The organism is Paenibacillus sp. FSL M8-0228, from assembly GCF_038007385.1.
Classification (GTDB): domain Bacteria; phylum Bacillota; class Bacilli; order Paenibacillales; family Paenibacillaceae; genus Paenibacillus; species Paenibacillus polymyxa_D.
Genome location: NZ_JBBOXA010000001.1, coordinates 3,837,799 through 3,861,546, shown reverse-complemented (window position 1 = coordinate 3,861,546; position 23,748 = coordinate 3,837,799). Strand labels below are relative to the sequence as shown.

Genomic DNA, 23,748 nt, shown 5'->3' with positions numbered 1-23,748 from the left:
TATGAACCGACGTCGTATCCCGACGGCCGAAAGTTTCTAGAGCTTTCTGCTGCCGTGTTGATATAGATGGTGGTGAAGGGATCCTGCCTATAGGTAGGGTCCCTTCGTTTGTGTCATGACTTGCCTTCCGCTCGGATGTCAGGTACGATCAGTGGGTGGGGGGAACGGAAAATGGATGTAAAAACAGCCTCTAAGGCTATTCGCAAAGGCGACATTTCGCCAGTGTATTTGCTATACGGTAGTGAAAAATACCAAATGAAGCAGTTTGTTGAGATGCTTAAAGAGAAAGTGGTGGAAGAGGAGCATCGTGACTTCGCCATCATTCCTTATGATTTAACCGAAACGCCAATTGAGGTGGTTGTGGAGGAGGCGGAAACAGCGCCTTTTCTGGTACCAAAGAAGCTGATTATTGTACGGGATACCAGTGTATTTGCAGCAGGCAAAGATAGCGGTAAGATAGAGCACCGGCTTGAGACGCTGTTGACTTATATGGATAACCCGACTGACTATAGCGTCATCGTTTTTACGGTTCAGGCTGAAAAGTTGGATGAACGGAAAAAGATTGTCAAAAAGCTAAAAAGTGATGCTTCGGTTATTGCCTTTGCTCCAATGGGTGGAGATGATCTTGTGGCTTGGATCCATAAGCGTGCAGGAGAAAGAGAAGTGCAATTGGCTGCAGGAGCTGCTGAAAGCCTCATTCAATTCACAGGTACTGGGCTGCAATCCTTGGCTGCCGAGATAGACAAGCTGTGTTTATACGCAGGAGCACAGGGAACGATTTCATCCGCTGATATTGAATCCCTGGTGCCTCGTAACACAGAGCAAAACGTATTTGCGATGGTTGAGGATCTGGCTAATTTGCGGCTGGATAAGGCGCTCAGTATTTTTTATGAGTTGCTTAAGCAAAAAGAGGAACCGATCAAGATTGCCGCTTTGATCACGCGACAGTTCCGTATTATGTTACAGGTCAAAGAACTGGCAGGTCAAAGCTATTCCCAGCAACAAATTGCGAGTCAGCTTAGTTTGCATCCTTATGGGGTGAAAGTTGCGGGGGACCAAGCGCGGAGGTTCCGCCCTGAGCAGCTACGTCAGCTTCTCTACGAATTGGGCGAGCTGGATTATCATATGAAAACAGGTGTCGTTGACAAGGTACTGGGACTGGAGCTATTTTTGATGAAAATGGGTGCGGGGGCTTCGATCTAATTCCACTCATGTGCTGCTAATAGAGTCAGCTTATGTAGCGCAGAATGCTGATGCTGTAAACGAATAAAAGTTATAAACTAAAAAAACCTGATCAGCCAAGGCTGGTCAGGTTTTTTTCATTAACGTATGAAAGTAGCTCTTGCTTACGCTTGAGCTGTAAGAGCGTTAAGTTTTTTCGCCAAGCGAGATTTCTTGCGAGCAGCTGCATTTTTGTGGATCAGACCTTTAGTTACAGCCTTGTCCAGCTTTTGGGAAGCTACTTTGAAAGCAGCAGCAGCAGTTTCAGCTTCGTTACCTACCAACGCTGTATCGGCAGCTTTTACTGCTGTACGAAGCGCGGATTTTTGGGAAGCGTTCAACGCACGGCGTTTGTCGCTAGTTTTAACGCGTTTGATAGCGGATTTGATGTTTGGCATTACATTCACCTCCTGTAAAGGCATTACTTATGAACACAAACGTTTCACAACTTAAAATATTTTAGCATGCCACACCTCAAATTGCAATAAGAAAACATTCTGAGGCGATGCGAATTACAGGATGAAAATGGATGTGCATAAACCTGTTGGGTGTCTCGCACACTATAGTCAAAGATGGCATCCAAGGAGGCTCAAAAGATGGATCTGGATTTGCAGAAGTACGCGGTACGCACGGATTTGGCATTAGAGGCAAGAGAATTGGCCGAACGGGATCAGCCTGTACCTCTGGCGGGCATCAGTGAGAACGTGGAGGAAGATGACGGAATCAAAATCACACGGCTGGATGTACTGAATGAAGAAGGAGCCAACCGTATTGGGCGGGTACAAGGGCATTACGTCACACTGGAAGTACCCGGCTTGCGTGAAGGCGATACGGGGCTCCAGCAACGTGTAGCTATTGCATTTGCAAAAGAAATGGAGCATTTTATACAAAAAATAGGGATTTCTAATACGGCAAAGGTACTGGTGGTAGGTCTGGGCAACTGGAACGTCACTCCCGATTCACTGGGTCCGCTTGTCGTTGAGAATTTGATGGTGACTCGTCAATTTTTTGAACTGACACCTGATCAAATCAACCCGGGCTATCGGGATGTGAGCGCAATTGCGCCGGGCGTCCTGGGTATTACGGGGATTGAGTCCAGTGAAATCGTTCAAGGCATCGTGGATCGCACAAAGCCAGAACTGATTATTGCCATTGACGCACTGGCGTCACGTTCACTGGAGCGTGTCAATACGACCATTCAGGTGGCCGATATCGGGATACATCCGGGTTCAGGTATTGGCAACAAGCGGCGCGGTATCACCAAGGATATTATGGGTGTTCCGTGTATCGCTATCGGCGTTCCAACGGTATGCTACGCTTCGACCATTGTCAATAACGTAATTGAACTGATGAAAACACATTTTACCAAAGAAAAGGCTTCTACAAAAGCAATCCTGGGGATGCTGGACGATATTTCAGAACCTGAGAGACTTGGGCTGGTGAGAGAGGTACTGCAACCGCTGGGACATGATCTGATTGTGACTCCTAAAGAAATCGATGAATTTATTGAAGATATCGCGAACATCATTGCTACTGGATTGAACGCTGCTCTGCACGAAGCTGTGGATCCTGGCAATGTCGCCGCATATACGCATTAATCAAGGGTTGATAAAATCGTATTTCACACAAAAGTCTCTATTTAACAGGAATCTAATCTCTTTCAAAAAGGGAGGTGATATACCTGTGGTAGAGATTTTTTGTGTTCTAGTAATTGTTCTCCGTTCATAGAGTTGAAATATAAGAGATTTCCGCAGCAGATAGGAACCCTATGTTCCAAATATAAAGCGGGTTTCGACGGGACGAAGGAGGACAAGGCTCACATGAAAAAAATTCAGACCTGGAACGTCGGAAGATGGAGAAGAAAAGGTATCGAAATTTTGGCGATGGGACATACGCTTGTGCTGCTGATCATGGGCTCGGCGCTTTTATTTGTCATTTTGGGGCTAGGGGGATTGGCAGAAAATCGTCTACAAACATCTCCTGTTTCTTCGATGAAAGGATTGGCAGGCTCGGTGTCCAGCGGTTTTTTTGCGGATATGCTAGGTATGGAAGTACCTCATTTGGCACAAAAGAAGCAGCAATCTTCGTTGTCGGGTGAACAATGGTCGCCTTTTGTATTTCAGATGCTTACAGGCATTAATCCGCAGGATCCCAAAAGTCTCATTTCTCGTGAGATTCCTGGCATGTCTGCAGGAGCACCTGTCTTGCTGCGCAAGGGTTCGGGGAACATCAAGGTAGAGGGTCCTACGGATTATCAGCCCGATCAGGGAACGACGGATGCTCCTGGTGGCTCAGATGCATCTGAGAACCCACCGACTAACACGCCGAATATTCCGACAACACCGGAAACAGATCCGGTACGTGAGGATCATCCAGGTGATACGGCCAAAGGGGACAAGCGCATATTAATCTACCATTCTCATCCCAGAGAAGCATATAACCCACTACTTAGCAAAACCAGTTCCAATCCCAATTCAGGTTCTAAATCAGCGAATGTGTCAAGGGTAGGGGACTTTGTAAAGAAGAGGCTGGAAAAGCAAGGGATATCCACACTGCATATAAACAAGGATTATGCTACTACAGTTCAAAATTACAATTGGAACTATTCCTATAAATATTCACGCGAAACGGTTAAGGAAGCTTTAGCTGGAAATAAAGGTTTAACTTATTTGCTTGATATCCATCGGGATTCACAACGTCATGGAAAAACAACAGCAACCATTAATGGACTTTCTTATGCCAAGGTGTATTTTATTATCGGACATGACAACAAAAATTGGCGCGAAAATGAAGCTTTTGCTGCTCGTATTCATGAAAAGCTGGAAAAATCGTATCATGGCGTATCACGTGGTGTATGGGGGAAAGATGGTGGCAAAGGCAACAACGGTGAATACAATCAAAGCTTGTCTTCGCATAGCATTTTAATTGAAATCGGGGGTATTGATAACACCGAGGAGGAGTTGAAACGGACCTCGGACGTTTTGGCGGACATGATCGGTGAAGTGTATTGGGAAGATCAGAAAGCTCAGAAAGCGGGCACTAATGTATCGGATACAAAAAAGAGCAACAGCGATAATTAAATGAGGTAGCAGTAAGGGGGGGAAGGTAATGTCTGGACATTTTCGTAAGAAAGCACTTGGATTTGTACTGCTTATGGGGGCAGGTATTCTTCTTGGTATGCAACTGGCAGGATCTGGTCTGCGTTCAGTGTATGGGCCGGAATGGAACGGAGGGAATACGATTCAATCGGTAAATCAACAGAAAGTTGGATATGAACAGACGATTATTGAGGACACACCCGCAGCTAACACTCGTGCATATAGCGGTACGTATAGCACAAGTGGAGAAGTTAAGGTTGAGCCGAAAACGGAAGCGGGTATAAATGAAGCTGGTGGAAGGGAAGAAAATGAGGAACAGACGCAGCTCGGAGCATCCAGATGGTATTCGACGACTGCGCAACATGTCAATACTCAGGGTCTGGAGACACCGCGTGAACTGCTAGCCGTCAAGGGACAGCAAGCCTCGGTGGATACTATGGCGGACAAAACAGCTGGGTTGCTTCAAAACCTGTCGAGACAGGGCATTCGATGGGTCGTATCTGTATTTGATGGAGTAACAGAATAGAAATATTGCTGACCCCCCTTACAACTGCTATAATAAGCTGATTGACACTAGGCATTGTGTGGGGGTAAGGCATGACTGACATTTTGGCAAGACAACGTAAAATTCGGAACTTTAGTATCATTGCACATATAGACCATGGTAAATCCACGCTGGCTGACCGGATTCTAGAATATACCGGTGCACTCACTTCCCGTGAAATGCAGGAGCAAGTGCTTGACCAGATGGAGCTGGAACGGGAGCGCGGAATTACGATCAAGCTCCAGGCAGTGCGACTCACTTATAAGGCCGATGACGGCGAAGAGTACATTTTGAATTTGATTGATACACCGGGACACGTCGATTTTACGTATGAGGTATCCCGTAGTTTGGCAGCCTGTGAAGGTGCTTTGCTGGTAGTAGACGCCGCGCAGGGAATCGAGGCACAGACGTTGGCTAACGTATATTTGGCGTTGGACAACAATCTGGAGATTTTGCCTGTGCTTAACAAGATTGATTTGCCAAGTGCTGATCCTGAGCGGGTAAAGCAGGAAATCGAGGATGTTATCGGCTTGGATACGAGCGAGACCGTACATGCCTCAGCCAAAGCTGGAATCGGCATCAAAGAAATTTTGGAACAGGTGGTCAGAAGTGTGCCTGCTCCGCAAGGTAATCCGGATAATCCGCTCAAGGCACTCATTTTCGATTCGCACTATGATCCTTATAAAGGCGTTATCGTATATGTTCGCGTTGTGGATGGTAGTATCCGAGCCGGTTCGAAAATTAAAATGATGGCGACTGACAAAACGTTTGAGGTTATTGAAGTTGGTGCTTTTATGCCGCGTATGAACATCGTGGACGAGCTGAACATCGGTGATGTTGGCTTTATCGTTGCCGGTATCAAGCATGTGGGTGATACGCGTGTCGGGGATACAGTGACAGATGCAAAAAATCCAACATTAGAACCGATGCCAGGTTATCGGAAAATTAATCCGATGGTATATTGTGGCTTGTATCCAATCGAAACATCGGAGTATAACGATCTACGTGAGGCGCTTGAAAAGCTACAACTGAACGATGCTTCGCTCAGTTTTGAGCCGGAAACATCAAGCGCGTTGGGTTTTGGCTTCCGTTGCGGCTTCCTTGGTCTGCTTCATATGGACGTTATCCAGGAACGGATTGAACGTGAATTTAACATTCCGCTGATTACAACGGCACCAAGTGTTATTTACCGCATAAAGTTGACGAATGGGGAAACGATCCAGATCGACAATCCATCGAATTATCCGGAAATCGGACGGATTGAACATGTGGAAGAGCCCTATGTAAAAGCAGGCATTATCGTCCCTAATGATTACGTGGGTACGGTGATGGAGCTTTGTCAAACCAAACGTGGTGAGTATGTAAATATGGAATACCTGGATACGACACGGGTAACCATTACGTATCAAATTCCACTGTCTGAAATCGTATATGATTTCTTCGATCAGCTTAAATCAAGTACCAAAGGCTATGCTTCCTTTGATTATGAGATTTCAGGCTATCGCCAGTCCAACCTGGTGAAAATGGATATTTTGTTGAATGGCGAGCAGGTCGATGCACTGTCGTTCATCGTGCATAGAGATCGGGCTTATCATCGCGGACGTATTATCTGTGAGAAGCTGCGCGAGCTAATTCCGCGTCAAATGTTTGAGGTGCCGATCCAGGCATCTGTAGGAACAAAGGTTGTGGCGCGTGAAACCGTTAAGGCGATGCGTAAAAACGTCTTGGCCAAATGTTATGGCGGCGATATTTCTCGTAAACGGAAGCTGCTTGAAAAGCAAAAAGAGGGCAAAAAGCGTATGAAGCAGGTCGGTAACGTAGAAGTACCTCAGGAAGCATTTATGGCGGTACTGAAAATAGATGAGTAAAGTTGTTTGAAGTATTCGTCCATTCTTTCATGGGGCATTTGCCGTGCATGGAGAATGGACGTTATTTATTTGAGCAAGCTATCCAGAGATGGAGTGTTTGTTATCTCAGTTGCAAAAATAGTATAACAACAGTATCTTTAGCGTATTTCTATAGATGCTTTACTCTTACTGCAACACCTACATTACAAAAAAATGATCGATGGTGGTAGGCAGCAGCGGAGTGGTCCATTTGAATCTGGAGTAACAGCGATCAGAAGATCAAATGGAACACGAAGCGGTTGTCGAGACCTCGGCGCATTTTTTCACTATTCCCTGAATTGACAAGGAGGATCGGTATGACCGCATCCATACAAAAACATGAACATTCATCCGCGCCTCAAGCGGTTTACCTGCATATACCTTTTTGCACGAATAAATGCTTTTACTGTGATTTCAACTCTTATGTGCTCAAGGATCAACCTGTTATGGAATATCTGTATGCACTGGAACGGGAGATGGAACATACAGTTAAGCTTCACCCACCAGGAGAGATTAAAACTATTTTTGTCGGGGGTGGAACACCAACTACCCTAAATCCGAAAGAAATGGAATATTTCCTGAAGAGCGTCCGAACCTACTTCCCGCATTGGGCGGAAGATATTGAGTTCTCCATGGAAGCTAATCCAGGTACCACTGATTTTGAAAAACTCTCTGTGATGAAAGAAGGCGGCGTCAATCGACTCAGCTTTGGCGTACAGGCTTTTCAGAATGAGCTACTCACAGGCATAGGTCGTATTCACAGTACAGATGACGTATATCGTAGTTTGGAAAACGCACGTAAGGTTGGCTTGGACAACCTGTCGATTGACCTGATGTTCGGTTTGCCGAATCAAACAGTGGAGATGCTGCATGAAAGCGTCAGTAGAGCGCTAGAGTTGGAGCTTCCTCATTACTCTATCTACAGTTTGAAGGTTGAAGAAAACACGCTCTTCCACACGCTGTACCAGAAAAATCAGCTACCGCTTCCACATGAGGATGACGAACTGGAAATGTACTTACTCCTCATGCGTCGCATGAAAGAAGCGGGCTATGAACAGTATGAGATTAGTAATTTCGCAAAACCAGGCTTGGGGAGCAAGCACAACATGACCTATTGGCGAAATGAGGACTATTACGGTCTCGGAGCTGGGGCACATGGATATGTTGGCAGAGAGCGCCATATGAACATTAAGGGCATTAACCCTTATGTGGAGGCTAGTCGTAATGGTTTGCCGCGTCTAGATAGCTTTGAGGTGCCAGCGGCGGAAGCCATGGAGGATTTTCTTATGGTCGGTTTGAGAATGCTAGAGGGCGTTTCCAAGTCTCGCTTTGAAGCTCAATTCGGTCAGGCGTTGGAGGATACGTTTACTGCTCCTCTTGGAAAAATGCTCAATGCGGGGTTAATCGAATCGATTGAGGACGGTTATCGTTTGAGTGAACGTGGCATTTTATTCGGAAATGATGTATTTGCAGAGTTTATTGGTTCAATCACGGTAAATTCATAAGTCGTAGCTTCAATACAGCGCGTTTCAACTTCGTAAGCTGGGACCATCATTTTATTACACCATTCTGTCACAGCAGGGTAAATGGAGTATTGCGATTCTATGCGTGATGTTGTATATTTATTCATTATATGCGGCAAGCGGTAGGAGGAGAGCAAGATGGCTTCAGTGTGTAAAGATGTATTGTGCAGAAGTGCGGTTCCTGAGGATGTGGAGCCTTTATATCAAATGATTAGCGGCTATGCAGAGCGGGGGATTATGCTGCCACGTTCGAGGGAAGTGCTAACGCGCCAACTGGAGCTGTTTATTGTTGCAGAGGTGGACGGCGGAGTTGTTGGTTGTGGTTCTTTATGCAAATTGGGCGCTGACCTGGTAGAGATTCGCTCCCTTGGCATCTCTGAGGGACACAAAGGTATGGGTATTGGCTCTAAGCTCGTGGAGGGCCTTATGATAGAAGCACGGCGGCAACGTATTCCTAAAATTATGGCATTGACCTACGAGGTCTCCTTTTTTATAAAAAACGGTTTTGATGTAGTAAGCAAAGAGATTTTCCCTGAAAAGGTATGGACCGACTGCATTCACTGTAGTAAACAAAACAATTGTGATGAAATCGCAGTGTTGAAAGTACTGAACTGACCTGTCAATAATGAGGTCAGTTCTTTTTTCATCAGGACCTAATCATGCGTATATTATACAGCCTACATTGTTTAATGCGGGTTTATTTCTCATATGTTTTGAGCAACCACCAAATGAATTGATGATGAGGCTCCAGCTCGGAAGGTATTCCCTTCAGGCTTCTTATGGGATGGTCCTTATGATAATCAGTATCATTATAAAAATATGCAGTGCCGTCTAATGGAACTCGGTGTTTATATTTATACAAGGCGGCTAGGTTGCGGCGATTAGTTCTCAAATTTAATTCCTCCTCAAGGACAAAGAAGTTATAATGGTATGGAGACATAGTCTCGAGTTTTTCTATTTTCTGTGTCACTATACATAAATACGGTTTTTATACGCTGGATATTGAGGTTTTTCGTGAAAAAGTGTAAACGTTCTGGATTCATTCCAGTAAACTAAACTGTTGTGATAAATCTTGTTTATTGAAAATACTGATCTGACTTGACAATGATCAGGTCGGTTTGGTATTTTTGTATTATCGGTTAGCACTCAACGCGAACGAGTGCTAATGATTCCATTTAACAATCATGCTATTATGGATAAACAACAAGGGGGGATTCGCTTGTTAACCGAACGTCAGAGACTCATTCTGAATGCGATTATTGATGACTACATTCGTTCGGCTGAGCCAGTGGGTTCCCGCAGCATATCCAAAAGGCAGGATGTCGGATTCAGCCCGGCCACGATCCGTAATGAAATGTCGGATTTGGAGGAACAGGGCTATCTGGAGCAACCCCATACTTCTGCGGGACGCATCCCGTCTCATAAAGGCTATCGTTATTATGTGGACCATCTGGTACCACTGAATACACTGAAGCCTATGGAAATGCGGGAACTGAAAGCCTTTTATGCCGAAAAGCTGAATGTAATGGAGCAAGTGATCCAGCATGCGTCAGGCATTTTGTCCCATATGACCAATTATACTTCCATCCTGCTTGGGCCGGAGGTTTTTCATACTTCATTGCGTCATTTTCAGCTGTTGCCGCTCAACGAAACGACGGCTGTGGCGATAATCGTGACCAATACCGGTCAGGTGGAGAACAAAACGGTAGATATTCCACCGGGAATTTCGATTTCCGAGATGGAGAAGGTTGTGAATTTACTGAACAGCAAGCTGGTCGGTGTGCCGATTTATCAGCTTAAATCACGCCTTTACACCGCACTTGGTCAGGAGATGGAGAAGCATGTGTCTCATTTTGAGGACGCTATGAAGGTGCTGGATAAAGCACTGGATAATGAATCGGATCAGCGCTTGTATTTGAGCGGTGCGACAAACATGCTTAATCAACCTGAATTTAAAGATGTAGAAAAGGTTAAACATATTCTCGATCTGCTGGAGGAAACACCAACGCTGCTTAAACTAATGACACCTGTTGTCGGGGCACCTGAAATTCAAGTCCGCATCGGCACTGAAAATGATCATGAGGCGTTTGCCAATTGCAGCCTGATTACTGCTACGTATGCAGTAGACGGAGAAGCGTTGGGCACTATAGGCATACTGGGTCCGACACGGATGGAATATGCGAGAGTTATTAATATTTTGGGTATCCTGTCTAAGGATTTGACCGCAATGCTAACGCAGCGGTTTAAATAGAACAAAGCCGCATAGGTTGCGGTACTACATGTTCCGCGTCTGGATACGGTTCGTATCCTGCGCGGGTGCATTGTTGCGTGTTTTTGTAAAGGTAGTTATGACTTGAAGGAGGTGAAACATTTTGAAGGAAGAACAAGCGTTCCAAGAAGAAAAACAACAAAATGTAAGCACAGAGGAAGCCGCCGAAGCGAGCCAGCAGGAAGAGCCGGTTAATGAAGCGGCGGCACTGGAAGACCAAGAAAGCGAAACAGAGCTGAATAAGCTTCGCGCTCAGGCGGAAGAGCATCAGCAACGGTTTTTACGCGCTCAGGCGGATTTTGATAATTTCCGCCGTCGTACGCTGAAAGAAAAAGAAGACCTTGCCAAATATGCATCTATGAAGCTGGTTACCGAGTTGGTGCCTGTTTTGGATAACTTCGAGCGTGCGCTGGCAACAGCACCGCAAGGAGCGGAGTCTGAGTCATTCAGCAAAGGCGTGGAAATGATTTTCCGCCAGTTTGAGAGTGTGCTTCAGGCAGAAGGAGTAACGGCCATGAATTCGGTGGGACAACCGTTTAATCCTGACTTCCATCAGGCTATTATGCAGGTGGAGAGCGAAGAGCATGAGGAAGGCATTGTTGTTGAAGAGGTACAAAAAGGGTACATGCTGAAGGACAAGGTGCTTCGTCCAGCGATGGTAAAAGTGAGCATGTAGCTTTTTCAATATACATGAGGATTTTGCAAAAATCCCATAAGCGACTTTCAATGAACAATATTGCACTTTGGAGCGACTGGAATCGAATTTTGCAAAATTATGACATTAGAAATACATCATTTTGATTCAACCATTCTGGCCTGCGGGCCTCGTATATACAGAAGGAGGAATTGTCCGATGAGCAAAGTAATCGGTATTGACTTAGGTACAACCAACTCTTGTGTGGCTGTTATGGAGGGCGGCGAAGCAGTCGTTATTCCAAATCCGGAAGGCGCACGCACAACCCCTTCCGTTGTTGGTTTCAAAAAAGATGGAGAACGTACTGTAGGGGAAACAGCAAAACGCCAAGCAATTACAAACCCGGATCGTACAATCATGTCCATCAAGCGTCACATGGGTACAAATCATAAAGAAAGCATCGACGGCAAAGAATATTCCGCACAGGAAATTTCCGCTATGATTTTGCAAAAGCTGAAATCCGATGCTGAAGCTTACCTGGGACAAACCGTTTCTCAAGCTGTTATCACTGTTCCAGCTTACTTCAATGACGGTCAACGTCAAGCAACCAAGGATGCAGGTAAAATTGCCGGTCTGGAAGTTCTGCGGATTGTCAATGAGCCGACAGCAGCTGCATTGGCATATGGTATGGAAAAATCCGAAGACCAAACGATCCTGGTATATGACCTGGGTGGCGGTACATTCGACGTATCCATTCTGGAACTGGGCGACGGTTTCTTCGAAGTTAAAGCAACAAGCGGCGATAACAAGCTGGGTGGCGATGACTTTGACCAAGTGATTATTGATTACCTCGTAAATGAGTTCAAAAAAGATCAAGGCATTGACCTGAGCAAAGATAAAGCTGCTGTACAACGTCTGAAAGACGCAGCGGAAAAAGCGAAAAAAGAACTGTCTGGCGTACTGACAACGACGATTTCTTTGCCGTTTATCACAGTAGCTGATGGCGTTCCACAGCATTTGGAGTTGAACCTGACTCGTGCGAAATTTGAAGAATTGTCTGAAGGTCTGGTAGAACGTACTTTGGGACCTACTCGTCAAGCGATGAAAGATGCAGGCATGAGTGCCAGCGACATCGACAAAATCGTTCTGGTCGGCGGTTCCACACGTATTCCGGCTGTACAAGAAGCAATCAAAAAGCTGACAGGTAAAGAGCCTCACAAAGGCGTAAACCCTGATGAAGTGGTAGCTTTGGGCGCGGCAGTTCAAGCGGGTGTACTGACTGGTGATGTGAAAGACGTCGTTCTTCTTGACGTAACTCCACTGTCCCTCGGTATTGAAACCGCAGGTGGCGTATTTACTAAAATGATTGATCGTAACACGACGATCCCTACGAGCAAATCGCAGGTATTCTCGACATATGCCGACAATCAGCCTAGCGTAGAAATTCACGTGCTGCAAGGTGAACGTGAAATGGCAGCAGGCAACAAAACACTGGGTCGCTTCCAATTGGGAGATATCCCTCCAGCACCACGTGGTGTACCGCAAATCGAAGTTACCTTTGATCTGGATGCGAACGGTATCGTGAACGTATCCGCTACAGATAAAGGCACAGGCAAAAGCCAAAAGATTACGATCACATCTTCCAGCGGCTTGAGCGACGAGGAAGTAGAACGTATGATGAAGGATGCCGAGTTGCATGCGGAAGAAGATAAAAAACGCAAAGATTTGGTAGAAGCGAAAAACGCTGCGGATCAACTGATCTACTCTGTAGACAAAACGATTAAAGATCTGGGCGAAAAAGCGGATGCAGGCGAAGTCGAAAAAGCAAATGCAGCAAAAGAAAATCTGCAAAAAACGCTGGAAACCGACAACCTGGAAGATATCAAAAAGGCTACTGAAGAACTGACTGAAATCGTTCAGCAATTGTCTGTAAAGCTGTATGAGCAAGCTGCTCAAGAAGCACAGGCTCAACAAGGCCAAGACGGCGCAGCAGACAGCAAAGGCCGTGACAATGTGGTTGACGCGGACTATGAAGTTGTTGACGAAGACCAGAAGAAAGACTAAGTTACGGATCGGGTAGTGGTAGCTTTACGGTACACCGATGCGTTATGATATACTGAATAGTAATTGCAGCGTAGCTGCCTTGATAAATAACAATTAGCCGAAGGGTAAGAGTTATTTCCAAGATAAATAAGCATATTACGGGTTGTACTGCCTTGAAATGATGGGAAGGTCAAAGCCGGGTCATCCCGTGCCTTTGGCTTTCCTTTTATATGTAGTGCAGACACGTTGTAGGCATGGGGGTGGAACATTGGCTGATAAGCGTGATTATTATGAGGTGCTGGGCGTCGCGAAGGGCGCTTCGGATGATGAAGTCAAAAAGGCTTACCGTAAGCTTGCGCGTCAGTATCATCCGGACGTGAACAAGGCTGCGGACGCGGAAACTAAATTTAAAGAAGTGAAAGAAGCTTACGATGTTCTCAGCGATGGTCAGAAGCGGGCAAGATATGACCAGTATGGTCATGTAGACCCGAACCAAGGCATGGGAGGCGGCTTTGGTGGTGGTGCCGACTTCGGTGGCGGGTTTGGCGATATTTTTGATATGTTCTTTGGTGGCGGCGGTAACGGCCGACGCGATCCGAATGCACCGCAGCGTGGGAACGATCTTCAATATACGATGACGATTGAATTCAAGGAAGCAGTGTTCGGTAAAGAAACCGACATTCATATTGAACGTACGGAAACATGTGATACGTGTCACGGTACGGGAGCCAAAGCGGGTACTCAACCACAAACCTGCTCCGTCTGCCACGGCAGCGGACAGGAAGAAGTGGTGCAGAATACACCGTTTGGTCGTATGGTTAATCGACGCGCCTGCTCTAATTGCGGCGGTTCCGGTAAAATCATTAAAGAAAAATGTACGACTTGTAGCGGTTCCGGTCGGGTACGCAAGCAACGTAAAATTCATATTCGCATTCCAGCGGGTGTGGATGACGGCGCACAGATGCGTATTAACGGTGAAGGCGAAGGTGGTGTCAACGGAGGACCGGCAGGTGACTTGTACGTCGTGTTCCGTGTGAAATCGCACGACTTCTTTGAGCGTGAGGGAGACGATATCTACTGCGAAATTCCGCTGACGTTCTCACAGGCAGCATTGGGAGATGAAGTCGAGATCCCGACGTTGACCGAGAAAGTGAAGTTGAAAGTTCCAGCAGGTACGCAAACAGGTACTTACTTCCGTCTTAAAGGAAAAGGTGTGCCAAAACTGCGTGGCGTTGGTCAGGGTGACCAGCATATTAAGGTAGTTGTGATAACGCCTAGCAAGCTGAGTGAGGAACAAAAGGATTTACTGCGTCAGTTCTCTTCGCTTAGCGGAGAACAGACGCATGAGAATGAGCAGTCTTTTTTTGACCGTGTGAAGCGCGCCTTCCGAGGCGACTAAGCCCAATTAGAAATCGCGGAGCTTCAACCATGAATCAAAGGAAACTATTCCGCAATTGCGGGGTAGTTCCTTTTTTTATATTCAGGTAAACACATACATAACCATTTTTGTATAGGCATGTTGAACTATCGAGACTTAATATCAAGTAGAAAGGGGTGAGTTCCATCGGAAATGTACAGCTCAAGCTGCGTCGGGGTAAACCACTATTAAAGCTCAGAGGCCTAATTACACTGCTAGTATGTCTAGTTATGGCACTTGTGCTTCTGCCTGTAACCCTGTTATTTGCGGAGAGAGTGGAGCAGGAAACTGAGAAGGGACTGGAAGAAAAGGCAATGTCCATCGCGCGTACACTCGCCCATACGCCGCTTATTGTCAAGCAATTGCAAGGGACAGGTTCGTCTCTTTCCATGCAGGAGTATGTAAAGAGGGTCTCAGTAGCAAATCACATCCAGTTCATCGTGGCTATGGATATGAAGGGAATTCGTAAAACGCACCCGGATGCTAGGATGATCGGCAAAGCCTTTGTCGGTGGAGACGAGTATACTGCACTTCATGGCCATGAGAGCGTGTCCGTTGCGAAGGGTACATTGGGCTTGTCCATGAGAGCCTTTTCCCCCGTGTTCAGTTCAACGGGGAAGCAGGTAGGGGCGATTGTTGTTGGTATATCCATGCAAGATGTACAGATGGCTCAGGAAGGCAACAACCGTCTTATTGCTATCGCCCTTGGCATCGGAATATTGATCGGCACTGGAGGTGCGGTAGTGCTGGCTCGTAAAATCAAAAATATGCTAGTCGGTCTGGAGCCGCCGGAAATCGCACGCTTGCTGGAGGAACGCAGTGCTATGTTGCAATCCATCAAGGAAGGAGTTATTGCGGTAGATGAATTCGGTCGCGTCATGCTGATGAATGCAGAAGCGATTCGTCTACTTAGACAAGCGGGGATTGAAGATTTCTCATTCTCCGGACAGGAAATTACCGTTTATCTATCCGCTTTTCGATTGCAAGAGGTCCTGGAAGCGAGTACTCCACAAATGGATGAGGAAATGGAGCTGGGTGGAATAACTTTGCTGACTACCAGTGTTCCGATACGGGTCAAAGGGGAAATTGTGGGGGCAATTGTAACCTTTCGAGATAAAACGGAAATGAACCAGCTGGCAGAACGTTTGACAGGAGTGTCCCTGTACACGGAAGCACTACGTGCGCAGGCTCATGAATTTATGAACAAGCTGCATGTCATTATGGGGATGGTGCACTTGCAAATGTATGATAAACTGGAGCATTACATTATGGATGCCGTCGAGCATCATCAAGTGGAAATTGGCTCTATCACCCGGCAGATTAGGGACCCGGTTATGGCAGGGTTTGTGTTGGGAAAATTAAGCCGGGCCAGAGAGGTAGCGGTAAGTTTTGAACTGACTCCAGGTAGTTACTTGCCCGAATCCAGTCAAACTCAAACGACGCATGAACTGATTACTATTCTTGGCAATCTGTTTGATAATGCGGTGGAGGCGATGGAATCTTTCGAGCACAAGCGAATTACCCTTTCACTTTATTATGAAGAAAGCCAGAAGAACGGTTATCTGACCTGTATCATGTGCGACAATGGTCCAGGTATACCGGAAGGGCTTGTGAAGGCTATATTTGAAAAAGGTTTTTCGACCAAGGGAGAGTCACGAGGGATGGGTCTTTATCTAGTGACGCAAAGCGTGAAAAGATTACAGGGAAGTATAAAGTTAATCCCAGCCGAGCAAGGGTGCTGTTTTCAGATTACGATTCCATACATTATAGCGGGGAATGATGAACATGATTAATGTCCTGATTGTAGAAGATGATCCGATGGTTGCGGAATTTAACCGCAAATATATGGAGCAGGTAGAAGGTTTCCGATGTGGGGGTTGGGCTTCTTCTGTGGAAGAGGCTAAGAAATATATAGCTGAACAAGCCATTGATCTGATATTGCTAGATGTGTATATGCAGGAAAACAATGGCCTCGATTTACTGTCATTCATACGGGAGACAGGTGTAAATATAGATGTCATTGTCATCTCGGCTGCAAGTGACATGAACAGTGTCAAAAAAGCAATGAACTTCGGCGCGGTGGATTACTTAATTAAGCCGTTCCACTTTAACCGTTTTTTGGAGGCCCTCACGGGGTACCGAGAGCACATTAGCATCGTGCGTGAGCGCAGTCTACTTTCTCAGGAGGAGTTGGACCGACTGATTTATCATAAAAGCTTGACTAAAGACTTGGCACGATTGCCCAAAGGCATAACTAAATCCACGCTGGCTATGATATGGAATTGTATCCAGCGGCACAATAATAAGGTACTATTTTCCACCGAGGATATTGCGGAGAGTGCAGGGATATCCAGGGTGTCTATGCGCAAGTACCTGGCTTTTATGACAGAGATTGAGGCTCTTTCCATGGAAACCATATACGGAACCATAGGACGCCCTGTTTACCAATACCGAATATTGCCACAGGCAGAAGACATCATGAATAGTTTTATTTAAGTCTTCTTTCCGATTACTTTAATTACAAAAGTGAATGATTAGTTTTAAAACCAAATAAAGCGTTTTCCAAGGTGTAGAATGGAAACATGATCATCATTCTTCACTTTATGGAGGGAGATTTATGGAAAATGCTACGAACCAGCCTGTCATTCAAAAGGGGCAAAGATGGAGCAAAAATTTTGTAGATGGCATGAGAATGCTGGGCAGGGTAAAGGTGGGGGTTATTCCTCTTCCGCTCTATGCCGTGATCGCGCTGATTGTTTATGCAGCTGCAATTACTGAAAGAATTCCGAACGATCTGTTAGGCGGGTTTGCCGTCATCATGATTTTAGGTATACTGCTCAGTGATCTAGGGGCCAAACTTCCGTTGCTTAAGCATATTGGCGGGCCGGCCATTTTATCTCTTATGGTTCCATCGTTAATGGTATTTTGGAATATGTTCAGTCCATCTGCGATGGGTGCTGTACACACGCTTATGAAAACCTCGAATTTTCTTTACTTCTACATCGCATGTCTAGTAACGGGTAGTATTCTTGGTATGGATCGGAAAATGCTGATGAACGGAATTGTCAGGATTTTCGCCCCCATTATTATAGGATCTATTGCAGCAGTTGCCGTGGGGATGATAGTGGGTATGGCTTTTGGCTATAGCGCCTATCATACATTTTTTTTCATCATCATTCCGATTATCTCCGGTGGGATTGGGGAAGGCATTTTACCGTTGTCCATTTCGTATGGATTGGTGCTGGGCAAGGATTCGGCAATATTCGTGTCTCAATTTATCCCCGCTGCAATTATCGGGAACATTGTTGCAATCATAGGTGCGGGTATTCTGAAGAGATTAGCGGAGAAAAATCCAAAAACTTCAGGTAACGGGAGGTTATTGAAACTAGAAAAACATGCAGAAAAGCTAGCCCCGGCAAGTCTGGAACAATCGATTTCTTTTCCATTGATGGGAGGAGGTCTGCTGTTAGCTTGCACTTTCTTTATTGTGGGTAAGTTGCTGGAGCCGTATCTCCATATTCCAGGTCCGATCCTCATGATTCTGGCGGCGGCGTTAATTAAGTGCATTCAGATTATGCCGAACACATTGGAGCAGGGAGCTTTTCACTTATACAAATGTATAACGGCAAGTCTGACATGGCCCTTGATGGTGGGATTGGGTATTTTGTATGTACCTTTGGATAGTGTGGTTGGGATCTTAACGGTTCCTTATGCCATCACCTGCGCATCTGTTGTAGTTGCATTGATTGTTACCGGATACTTCACAGGAAAATGGATTCACATGTATCCTGTAGAAGCTGCTTTGGTGACTAGCTGTCGCGGTGGATTAGGGGGCACGGGAGATGTAGCCATTCTGTCTGCGTCCAATCGGATGGAACTGATGCCTTTTGCGCAAATTGCAACACGTATTGGTGGGGCAGGCACGGTCATTTTAGCAACTTTGTTACTCCAATTATGGAGCTGATGAGTTTTATACACAGGACTGAGATTCATATCCAAAAAGAGACATGAAAGGACGGAGAAAAATATGAGCAGTTTAATAGATGAAATTAGAGAATTACACGCAGGTGGCAAAATGGAGACCTTACCGAAGAAACCAATTGAAACGATGGAGGGGCTGTCCAAAGTGTATACGCCGGGTGTAGCTGAAATTTGTATGGAAATTGCCAATGACCCTGCCAAAGCGTTCGAATTAACGATCAAAAAAAATACTGTAGCGGTCGTATCAGATGGAACAGCAGTACTGGGATTAGGAGATATCGGGCCGGAGGCTGCTATGCCTGTAATGGAGGGTAAAGCGGTGTTGTTCAAACAATTTGCAGGTGTCGACGCCTTTCCGATTTGTCTCAACACGAAGGACGCTGATGAAATTGTTCAAATTGTTAAAATGATTGCTCCTGCTTTTGGCGGCATTAATTTGGAGGATATATCTTCGCCACGCTGTTTTGAAATCGAGAGACGGTTGAAGCAGGAACTGGACATTCCAGTATTTCATGATGATCAACATGGTACGGCAGTCGTTGTGTTAGCGGGTCTGGTCAATGCATTAAAGGTATGTGGCAAAAAAATGGAGGATGTCAAAGTCGTATTTGCAGGAATCGGTGCAGCGGGTATGGCCTGCTCCCGTATGCTGCTTAAGGCAGGTGTGCGCAATCTGATTGGCGTTGATCGACAGGGAGCTATTCACCGTGATGTGGAGTACAGTAATCCGCATTGGACAGAGTATGCGAACATGACTAATCCGCACAATTTAAGTGGGAGTTTATCCGAGGTGATTGTGGGAGCTGATGTATTCATCGGTGTGTCAGGCCCGAACATACTGACTGTAGAGGATATACAGAGCATGGCAACTGATCCTATTGTGTTCGCCATGGCGAATCCGATTCCGGAAATCGATCCGGCTGTAGCTGCACCTTATGTACGTGTGCTCGCTACTGGCCGCTCCGATTTTCCAAATCAGATTAACAATGTGCTGTGCTTCCCGGGAATTTTCCGGGGTGCTCTAGATTGTCATGCTACGACGATTAATGAGGAAATGAAACTAGCTGCCGGACTTGCCATCGCTGATGCGATCTGTCCTGAGGAGCTAAGTGAAACTTATATCATACCGAATGTCTTTAATCCGAAGGTGGTTCAAAAGGTACGGGATGCAGTTATTCGCGCTGCTTGGGAGACAGGAGTAGCTAAGTCAGGTGAAGCTCCAGCAGCTGTTTTACACCCGTAAAAGTTATGCTCTTCACAAACTCTGGTTCACTGTCTTGGCCTACTGTTCTTGATATCGTCTGCATCCGTCGGAATATAAAATCGTGCCAATGAGCAGGATATAACAAAGCGTAACGCTCTATGCTCTTGAAGAGCAGTTGCGCTCAATACTACACAGGGAGATTTTGAGATGGGCGAAAAAAATATTTTGGCGTATTTCAAAAGTCCTGAGGAAGCACAGGGAGCTGCTAGAAAACTGGAAGCTCTCCGGGCAGCCGATGTGTCGATAGACCGATTTAGCCGGTATCCGCGGCAGTCTACTGGCAACGCCGGATTGCCTGTATTTTCAGGACAGATTAGCAGCTTGTCCTCATTGACACAGGGCGTGGACTTTACAGATGCAACTCCAGCAATACTGGCTGCGGCTGATCCGTCCGCCAGTGGCATGAGTGATGGAGGACAGGGCGGACCGACAGGCCGCGATATTTTGTTGACTGCTGTGGTGGATGAATCCATTCATCATCAGGCAATGTCCATCGTGGAACAAGCGGGTGGAATGCTGTGAAAAGTTTGGAAGGGGCAGTGACCGATGTCTAAAAACAAACGGTTTGATAAAGTGCTAACCAAAACAGAGAAAATCAAACGCATGCAATCTGCTAAAAATGAAGATGTTGAGTTCTCAGCAGATCAGGCAGATGCTGAGGATCTGGAAGCGATCCGGCGTAGCGAAGGAGCTGACCGTCGTCAGCAGCGTATCATAAACGACAATGAGTAGAATTTAATAAGACGGGTTATCTCCATCAATAGGATGATTTGTGGGATAGCCCGTCTTATTTGTGTTCTTTCCTTTTTCTATTCATTATCCGCTGTATGCTGTTGCACTAAAAACAAGAGGACCGGCGACGAAAGCAGTAGTCGCAGGCGTTTGATTTTCAATAATTAGTTGGTAGTTTTGCACGCCCAGAGGCGCAACGTCTACCGTTTCGACATTAAGAATAATATTGTTATCGAAGACATTGGATTCCAGTCCGTAATAAATTTCCTTGCCGGCTCTCCATATACGTACAAGTACTCGAATGTTGCCGACACCGACGAAACGTAGTCCAATCGAGGCTTTTAACTCTACACGGTTGTTGACAGCACCAGAAATAGCAGGATCAATAAATACAGACGTCGTAGCAATTCCAAGTCCGGCTGGAGAAATCGGAAAAGGACGATTACCAGCTTTTTTGAACTCCTGTGCATGTATATAGTACAATGTAATGTATGCATGTGAAATGAGGAGGAAATGAAAACCATGTTGTGGAATGAAATTACAATACATACAACCGAAGAAGCCATCGAAATGATTTCGAATTTTCTGCACGAAGCAGGTGCAGGAGGGGTTTCCATTGAAGAATCCGGTTCGCTCAACAAGCCGCGGGATACGTCCTATGGACAGTGGTATGATCGACCTTTGAACGACATACCTGAAGGACAAGCGATCATCAAAGGCTATTTTGCCGAAGAAGTGGACATGGATAGTATTCGTTCGCAAATTGAGCCGCGCGTCGAAGAATTGAGAACTTTCGATATTGACCCTGGTGAGGTTCAGTATGAACTAAAAACAGTTGATGAGGACGACTGGGCAAATGCTTGGAAGCAATATTTCAAGCCTTTGCGTGTGTCGGACCGTCTGACGATTAAACCCACTTGGGAGGACTATGAGCCTGCGAGTGAAGAGGAAAAAATCATTGAGCTGGACCCTGGTATGGCCTTCGGGACTGGAACGCATCCTACGACATCCCTTTGTCTGAGAACGCTGGAATCTGTAATTAAGGGCGGGGAAGAAGTCATTGATGTCGGCACGGGTTCCGGTATTTTGGCCATTGGAGCTGTAAAGCTGGGAGCGAAGCATGTACTTGCCTTGGATCTCGATCCGGTGGCAGTATCCAGTGCGCGGGAAAATACGCGTCTGAACGGGCTGGAGGAACGCATTACCATTAAAGAAAGTGATTTGCTATCGGTGCTTAATGCAAGCGATCCAACGCTGGGTATCCAGTTACCCGTCAAGCTAGTGGTAGCTAATATATTGGCAGAGATTATTTTGCTGTTCATTGACGATGTATATAAAGCCCTGGAACCAGGTGGTATTTATATTGCTTCAGGGATTTGGAAGAACAAAGAAGAAGTTGTCGAAACTGCGTTGAAGGCAGCTGGCTTTGAGATTGCCGAAATAAGCCGGGATGAAGATTGGCTGGCGTTTGTGGCGAGAAAGAGGTAAGTATGGATTTTTTACAAAATATTTTTCGTGTAAATTTAAATGTTCTTCCATTTTATTTGCTGGCCGTGATCATATCGTTCACGGTTCATGAGTTTGCACATGCATTTTATGCCAATAAATTTGGTGACCCTACAGCCAAGCTACTTGGGCGCGTGACTTTAAATCCGGCAGTGCATATTGACCTGCTGGGTACGCTACTGCTGCTGATCGGAGGCTTTGGCTGGGCCAAGCCAGTTCCGGTTAATCGTGATAACTTTAGTCGTCCGCGCCTCATGGGCATTATTGTATCGGCTGCGGGTCCGCTCAGCAATCTGCTGCTTGCATTTGTTACTACTTTAATCTATGCCGTGCTCCTTCATTTTCAAGTATTGCCGGGGATGGAGAACCAACGGGTGGCTCAAGCAATCTATTTGTTTATCAATGCTTTGATCAATTTAAATCTGTTTTTGTTTATCTTTAATTTGATCCCATTGCCTCCACTGGATGGATACCGGATTGTGGAAGATGTGGCCCCCACTCCTGTACGTCGCAAACTCCAGCAGTTTGAACAGTGGTCGATCTTTATTTTTCTGCTTATCCTGGTCATTCCACAGGTTCGAGTTGTAACGATTGAACCTCTTTACACGCTGGCCCAGATGATTTATATACAGTTTTTGCAGTTCTCTTTTTATATCACTGGATTGTTCGGAGCCTAAGGGCTCCTTTTTTTACGAGAATGGTAGGTATACCTTGAATAGAAGAGTGAACAGACTGGTCATACAGGCGCAAAAGATGATATGATGTTGCTTGGTGATTTATTCGGATTTTGTACGGAACATTAGTGGATAACAGTTATTTTTAGAATGAGGATTTTTGCAAAATCCAGGAATAGGTGTGAGAGAGAATGCAGCGTTATTTTATTCCGGCAGAGCAATTTCTAGAAGATCACGTGATTGTTGCGGGTGAGGACGCGCGGCATATCGCTAAAGTCATGCGGGGCCGTAGTGGTGACAAAATTATAGTCAGTGACGGGGTATCTAGGGAAGCACTGGCTGCATTGGATACGATAGAGCAGGATCATGTTACGGCGACGATTATTGAGCCGCTGAAGATGACCTCTGAACCGCATGTGCAGGTCACCATCGCTCAGAGTCTTCCTAAAGGAGACAAGATGGAGACGGTGATGCAAAAATGTACAGAAATCGGAGCAACCGGGTTTGTACCGTTTTTGTCCGAGCGTACAGTAGTGCAGTATGATGCCAAAAAAGAAGGCAAGCGACTGGAGCGTTGGCGCAAGATTGTGAAGGAAGCGGCTGAACAAAGCCACCGTAACCGGATTCCAGAAATTAGTGCGCCAATGACGTGGAAAGAACTTCTGGCTTCTTTTGCTGGGTATGATTTGATATGTTATTGTTATGAAAAAGAGCAGGGTCAGCAGCTACGGGATGTAATCCAGCCATTGGTAGGACAATGGGCGTCGACGGACATGCCGCGTGTTCTGCTGGTGGTAGGCCCGGAAGGCGGCTTTACTGAAGCGGAAAGCCTGGAGGCCGAGCAGGCTGGGGCCCAGTCTACAGGACTGGGAAGACGTATTTTGCGTGCTGAGACCGCAGGAATGGCTGCATTGGCTTGCATTTTATATGAGACAGGAGAAATGGGAGGGGTTTAA

General features: G+C 45.9%; 23 protein-coding genes. 20 read left to right on the top strand and 3 right to left on the bottom strand.

The features are described 5' to 3' along the window. Positions 1-171 precede the first annotated feature (171 nt). Positions 172-1,203 carry a DNA polymerase III subunit delta gene (gene holA / locus MKY98_RS17205; protein WP_029515366.1) on the top strand — a complete coding sequence of 344 codons (1,032 nt, stop codon included), beginning with the start codon at positions 172-174 and terminating at the stop codon, positions 1,201-1,203. Positions 1,204-1,346: 143 nt separating this feature from the next. Here holA and rpsT read toward each other — a convergent pair whose 3' ends face one another. Beyond that, entirely contained in the window at positions 1,347-1,619 is a 273-nt protein-coding gene (gene rpsT, locus MKY98_RS17200; protein WP_013311181.1) for a 30S ribosomal protein S20, read from the bottom strand. 198 nt (positions 1,620-1,817) lie between these two features. Between rpsT and gpr the strand changes: the two genes are divergently transcribed. The 6 genes from gpr to MKY98_RS17170 all read left to right on the top strand — a co-directional run bounded on the left by gpr (position 1,818) and on the right by MKY98_RS17170 (position 8,887). Further along, positions 1,818-2,819 (top strand): GPR endopeptidase, encoded by a 1,002-nt coding sequence (gpr, locus tag MKY98_RS17195; protein ID WP_029515365.1) that lies wholly within the window; start codon positions 1,818-1,820, stop codon positions 2,817-2,819. A gap of 222 nt (positions 2,820-3,041) precedes the next feature. Next, positions 3,042-4,301: a stage II sporulation protein P gene (locus MKY98_RS17190; protein ID WP_069010456.1), complete on the top strand. Its 1,260-nt coding sequence runs from the start codon at positions 3,042-3,044 to the stop codon at positions 4,299-4,301. 28 nt (positions 4,302-4,329) lie between these two features. Then, on the top strand, positions 4,330-4,845 hold the full coding sequence (locus MKY98_RS17185) for a hypothetical protein (RefSeq protein ID WP_029515363.1): 516 nt from the start codon (positions 4,330-4,332) through the stop codon (positions 4,843-4,845). Between the two features lie 71 nt (positions 4,846-4,916). Further along, the gene (gene lepA / locus MKY98_RS17180) at positions 4,917-6,731 is read left to right on the top strand and encodes a translation elongation factor 4 (protein ID WP_029515362.1); all 1,815 of its coding nucleotides are present in this window, start codon (positions 4,917-4,919) and stop codon (positions 6,729-6,731) included. 335 nt (positions 6,732-7,066) lie between these two features. Next, positions 7,067-8,254, top strand: coding sequence for a radical SAM family heme chaperone HemW (gene hemW, locus MKY98_RS17175; protein ID WP_029515361.1), 1,188 nt, complete (start codon positions 7,067-7,069; stop codon positions 8,252-8,254). Positions 8,255-8,410: 156 nt separating this feature from the next. Next, positions 8,411-8,887: an N-acetyltransferase gene (locus tag MKY98_RS17170; RefSeq protein ID WP_069010457.1), complete on the top strand. Its 477-nt coding sequence runs from the start codon at positions 8,411-8,413 to the stop codon at positions 8,885-8,887. An 82-nt stretch (positions 8,888-8,969) separates the two neighbouring features. Here the strand turns inward: MKY98_RS17170 and MKY98_RS17165 are convergent, their stop codons facing one another. Next, positions 8,970-9,164: a hypothetical protein gene (locus MKY98_RS17165; protein WP_029515359.1), complete on the bottom strand. Its 195-nt coding sequence runs from the start codon at positions 9,162-9,164 to the stop codon at positions 8,970-8,972. A gap of 327 nt (positions 9,165-9,491) precedes the next feature. Between MKY98_RS17165 and hrcA the strand changes: the two genes are divergently transcribed. The 10 genes from hrcA to MKY98_RS17115 all read left to right on the top strand — a co-directional run bounded on the left by hrcA (position 9,492) and on the right by MKY98_RS17115 (position 20,612). Then, on the top strand, positions 9,492-10,523 hold the full coding sequence (gene hrcA / locus MKY98_RS17160; protein ID WP_029515358.1) for a heat-inducible transcriptional repressor HrcA: 1,032 nt from the start codon (positions 9,492-9,494) through the stop codon (positions 10,521-10,523). A gap of 121 nt (positions 10,524-10,644) precedes the next feature. Further along, positions 10,645-11,217 (top strand): nucleotide exchange factor GrpE, encoded by a 573-nt coding sequence (gene grpE / locus MKY98_RS17155; RefSeq protein ID WP_029515357.1) that lies wholly within the window; start codon positions 10,645-10,647, stop codon positions 11,215-11,217. A 177-nt stretch (positions 11,218-11,394) separates the two neighbouring features. Beyond that, positions 11,395-13,239 (top strand): molecular chaperone DnaK, encoded by a 1,845-nt coding sequence (gene dnaK, locus MKY98_RS17150; protein WP_029515356.1) that lies wholly within the window; start codon positions 11,395-11,397, stop codon positions 13,237-13,239. A 247-nt stretch (positions 13,240-13,486) separates the two neighbouring features. Beyond that, on the top strand, positions 13,487-14,617 hold the full coding sequence (dnaJ, locus tag MKY98_RS17145; RefSeq protein WP_029515355.1) for a molecular chaperone DnaJ: 1,131 nt from the start codon (positions 13,487-13,489) through the stop codon (positions 14,615-14,617). 155 nt (positions 14,618-14,772) lie between these two features. Continuing rightward, positions 14,773-16,428, top strand: a complete 1,656-nt coding sequence (dcuS, locus tag MKY98_RS17140; RefSeq protein ID WP_081317617.1) for a DcuS/MalK family sensor histidine kinase — start codon at positions 14,773-14,775, stop codon at positions 16,426-16,428. After that, positions 16,421-17,131 (top strand): two-component system response regulator DcuR, encoded by a 711-nt coding sequence (gene dcuR, locus MKY98_RS17135; protein WP_069012557.1) that lies wholly within the window; start codon positions 16,421-16,423, stop codon positions 17,129-17,131. The genes dcuS and dcuR overlap by 8 nt, the downstream gene beginning before the upstream one ends. 121 nt (positions 17,132-17,252) lie before the next feature. Continuing rightward, on the top strand, positions 17,253-18,599 hold the full coding sequence (locus MKY98_RS17130; protein WP_069012558.1) for a 2-hydroxycarboxylate transporter family protein: 1,347 nt from the start codon (positions 17,253-17,255) through the stop codon (positions 18,597-18,599). A gap of 63 nt (positions 18,600-18,662) precedes the next feature. Beyond that, complete coding sequence (locus tag MKY98_RS17125) at positions 18,663-19,859, top strand: NAD(P)-dependent malic enzyme (RefSeq protein ID WP_069012559.1); 1,197 nt, start codon at positions 18,663-18,665, stop codon at positions 19,857-19,859. 168 nt (positions 19,860-20,027) lie between these two features. Then, positions 20,028-20,402, top strand: coding sequence for a hypothetical protein (locus tag MKY98_RS17120; protein ID WP_069012560.1), 375 nt, complete (start codon positions 20,028-20,030; stop codon positions 20,400-20,402). Between the two features lie 24 nt (positions 20,403-20,426). Continuing rightward, positions 20,427-20,612 carry a YfhD family protein gene (locus MKY98_RS17115; protein WP_029515349.1) on the top strand — a complete coding sequence of 62 codons (186 nt, stop codon included), beginning with the start codon at positions 20,427-20,429 and terminating at the stop codon, positions 20,610-20,612. Between the two features lie 84 nt (positions 20,613-20,696). Here the strand turns inward: MKY98_RS17115 and MKY98_RS17110 are convergent, their stop codons facing one another. After that, the gene (locus MKY98_RS17110; protein ID WP_141695525.1) at positions 20,697-21,095 is read right to left on the bottom strand and encodes a hypothetical protein; all 399 of its coding nucleotides are present in this window, start codon (positions 21,093-21,095) and stop codon (positions 20,697-20,699) included. 39 nt (positions 21,096-21,134) lie between these two features. Here MKY98_RS17110 and prmA point away from each other — a divergent pair, with 39 nt between their 5' ends. From prmA to MKY98_RS17095, 3 genes are all read left to right on the top strand, one after another. Then, positions 21,135-22,100: a 50S ribosomal protein L11 methyltransferase gene (gene prmA / locus MKY98_RS17105; protein ID WP_029515347.1), complete on the top strand. Its 966-nt coding sequence runs from the start codon at positions 21,135-21,137 to the stop codon at positions 22,098-22,100. A gap of 2 nt (positions 22,101-22,102) precedes the next feature. Beyond that, on the top strand, positions 22,103-22,795 hold the full coding sequence (locus MKY98_RS17100; protein ID WP_029515346.1) for a site-2 protease family protein: 693 nt from the start codon (positions 22,103-22,105) through the stop codon (positions 22,793-22,795). 188 nt (positions 22,796-22,983) lie between these two features. Next, positions 22,984-23,748 (top strand): 16S rRNA (uracil(1498)-N(3))-methyltransferase, encoded by a 765-nt coding sequence (locus MKY98_RS17095; RefSeq protein ID WP_029515345.1) that lies wholly within the window; start codon positions 22,984-22,986, stop codon positions 23,746-23,748.

Coding starts and splice junctions, on each gene's coding strand:
- MKY98_RS17190 (WP_069010456.1), top strand. CDS start 3,042: ATGAAAAAAATTCAGACCTGGAACGTCGGAAGATGGAGAAGAAAAGGT.
- gpr (WP_029515365.1), top strand. CDS start 1,818: ATGGATCTGGATTTGCAGAAGTACGCGGTACGCACGGATTTGGCATTA.
- MKY98_RS17120 (WP_069012560.1), top strand. CDS start 20,028: ATGGGCGAAAAAAATATTTTGGCGTATTTCAAAAGTCCTGAGGAAGCA.
- hemW (WP_029515361.1), top strand. CDS start 7,067: ATGACCGCATCCATACAAAAACATGAACATTCATCCGCGCCTCAAGCG.
- dcuR (WP_069012557.1), top strand. CDS start 16,421: ATGATTAATGTCCTGATTGTAGAAGATGATCCGATGGTTGCGGAATTT.
- MKY98_RS17125 (WP_069012559.1), top strand. CDS start 18,663: ATGAGCAGTTTAATAGATGAAATTAGAGAATTACACGCAGGTGGCAAA.
- holA (WP_029515366.1), top strand. CDS start 172: ATGGATGTAAAAACAGCCTCTAAGGCTATTCGCAAAGGCGACATTTCG.
- MKY98_RS17115 (WP_029515349.1), top strand. CDS start 20,427: ATGTCTAAAAACAAACGGTTTGATAAAGTGCTAACCAAAACAGAGAAA.
- dnaK (WP_029515356.1), top strand. CDS start 11,395: ATGAGCAAAGTAATCGGTATTGACTTAGGTACAACCAACTCTTGTGTG.
- prmA (WP_029515347.1), top strand. CDS start 21,135: ATGTTGTGGAATGAAATTACAATACATACAACCGAAGAAGCCATCGAA.
- MKY98_RS17100 (WP_029515346.1), top strand. CDS start 22,103: ATGGATTTTTTACAAAATATTTTTCGTGTAAATTTAAATGTTCTTCCA.
- MKY98_RS17130 (WP_069012558.1), top strand. CDS start 17,253: ATGGAAAATGCTACGAACCAGCCTGTCATTCAAAAGGGGCAAAGATGG.
- lepA (WP_029515362.1), top strand. CDS start 4,917: ATGACTGACATTTTGGCAAGACAACGTAAAATTCGGAACTTTAGTATC.
- MKY98_RS17185 (WP_029515363.1), top strand. CDS start 4,330: ATGTCTGGACATTTTCGTAAGAAAGCACTTGGATTTGTACTGCTTATG.
- rpsT (WP_013311181.1), bottom strand. CDS start 1,619: ATGCCAAACATCAAATCCGCTATCAAACGCGTTAAAACTAGCGACAAA.
- MKY98_RS17095 (WP_029515345.1), top strand. CDS start 22,984: ATGCAGCGTTATTTTATTCCGGCAGAGCAATTTCTAGAAGATCACGTG.
- MKY98_RS17170 (WP_069010457.1), top strand. CDS start 8,411: ATGGCTTCAGTGTGTAAAGATGTATTGTGCAGAAGTGCGGTTCCTGAG.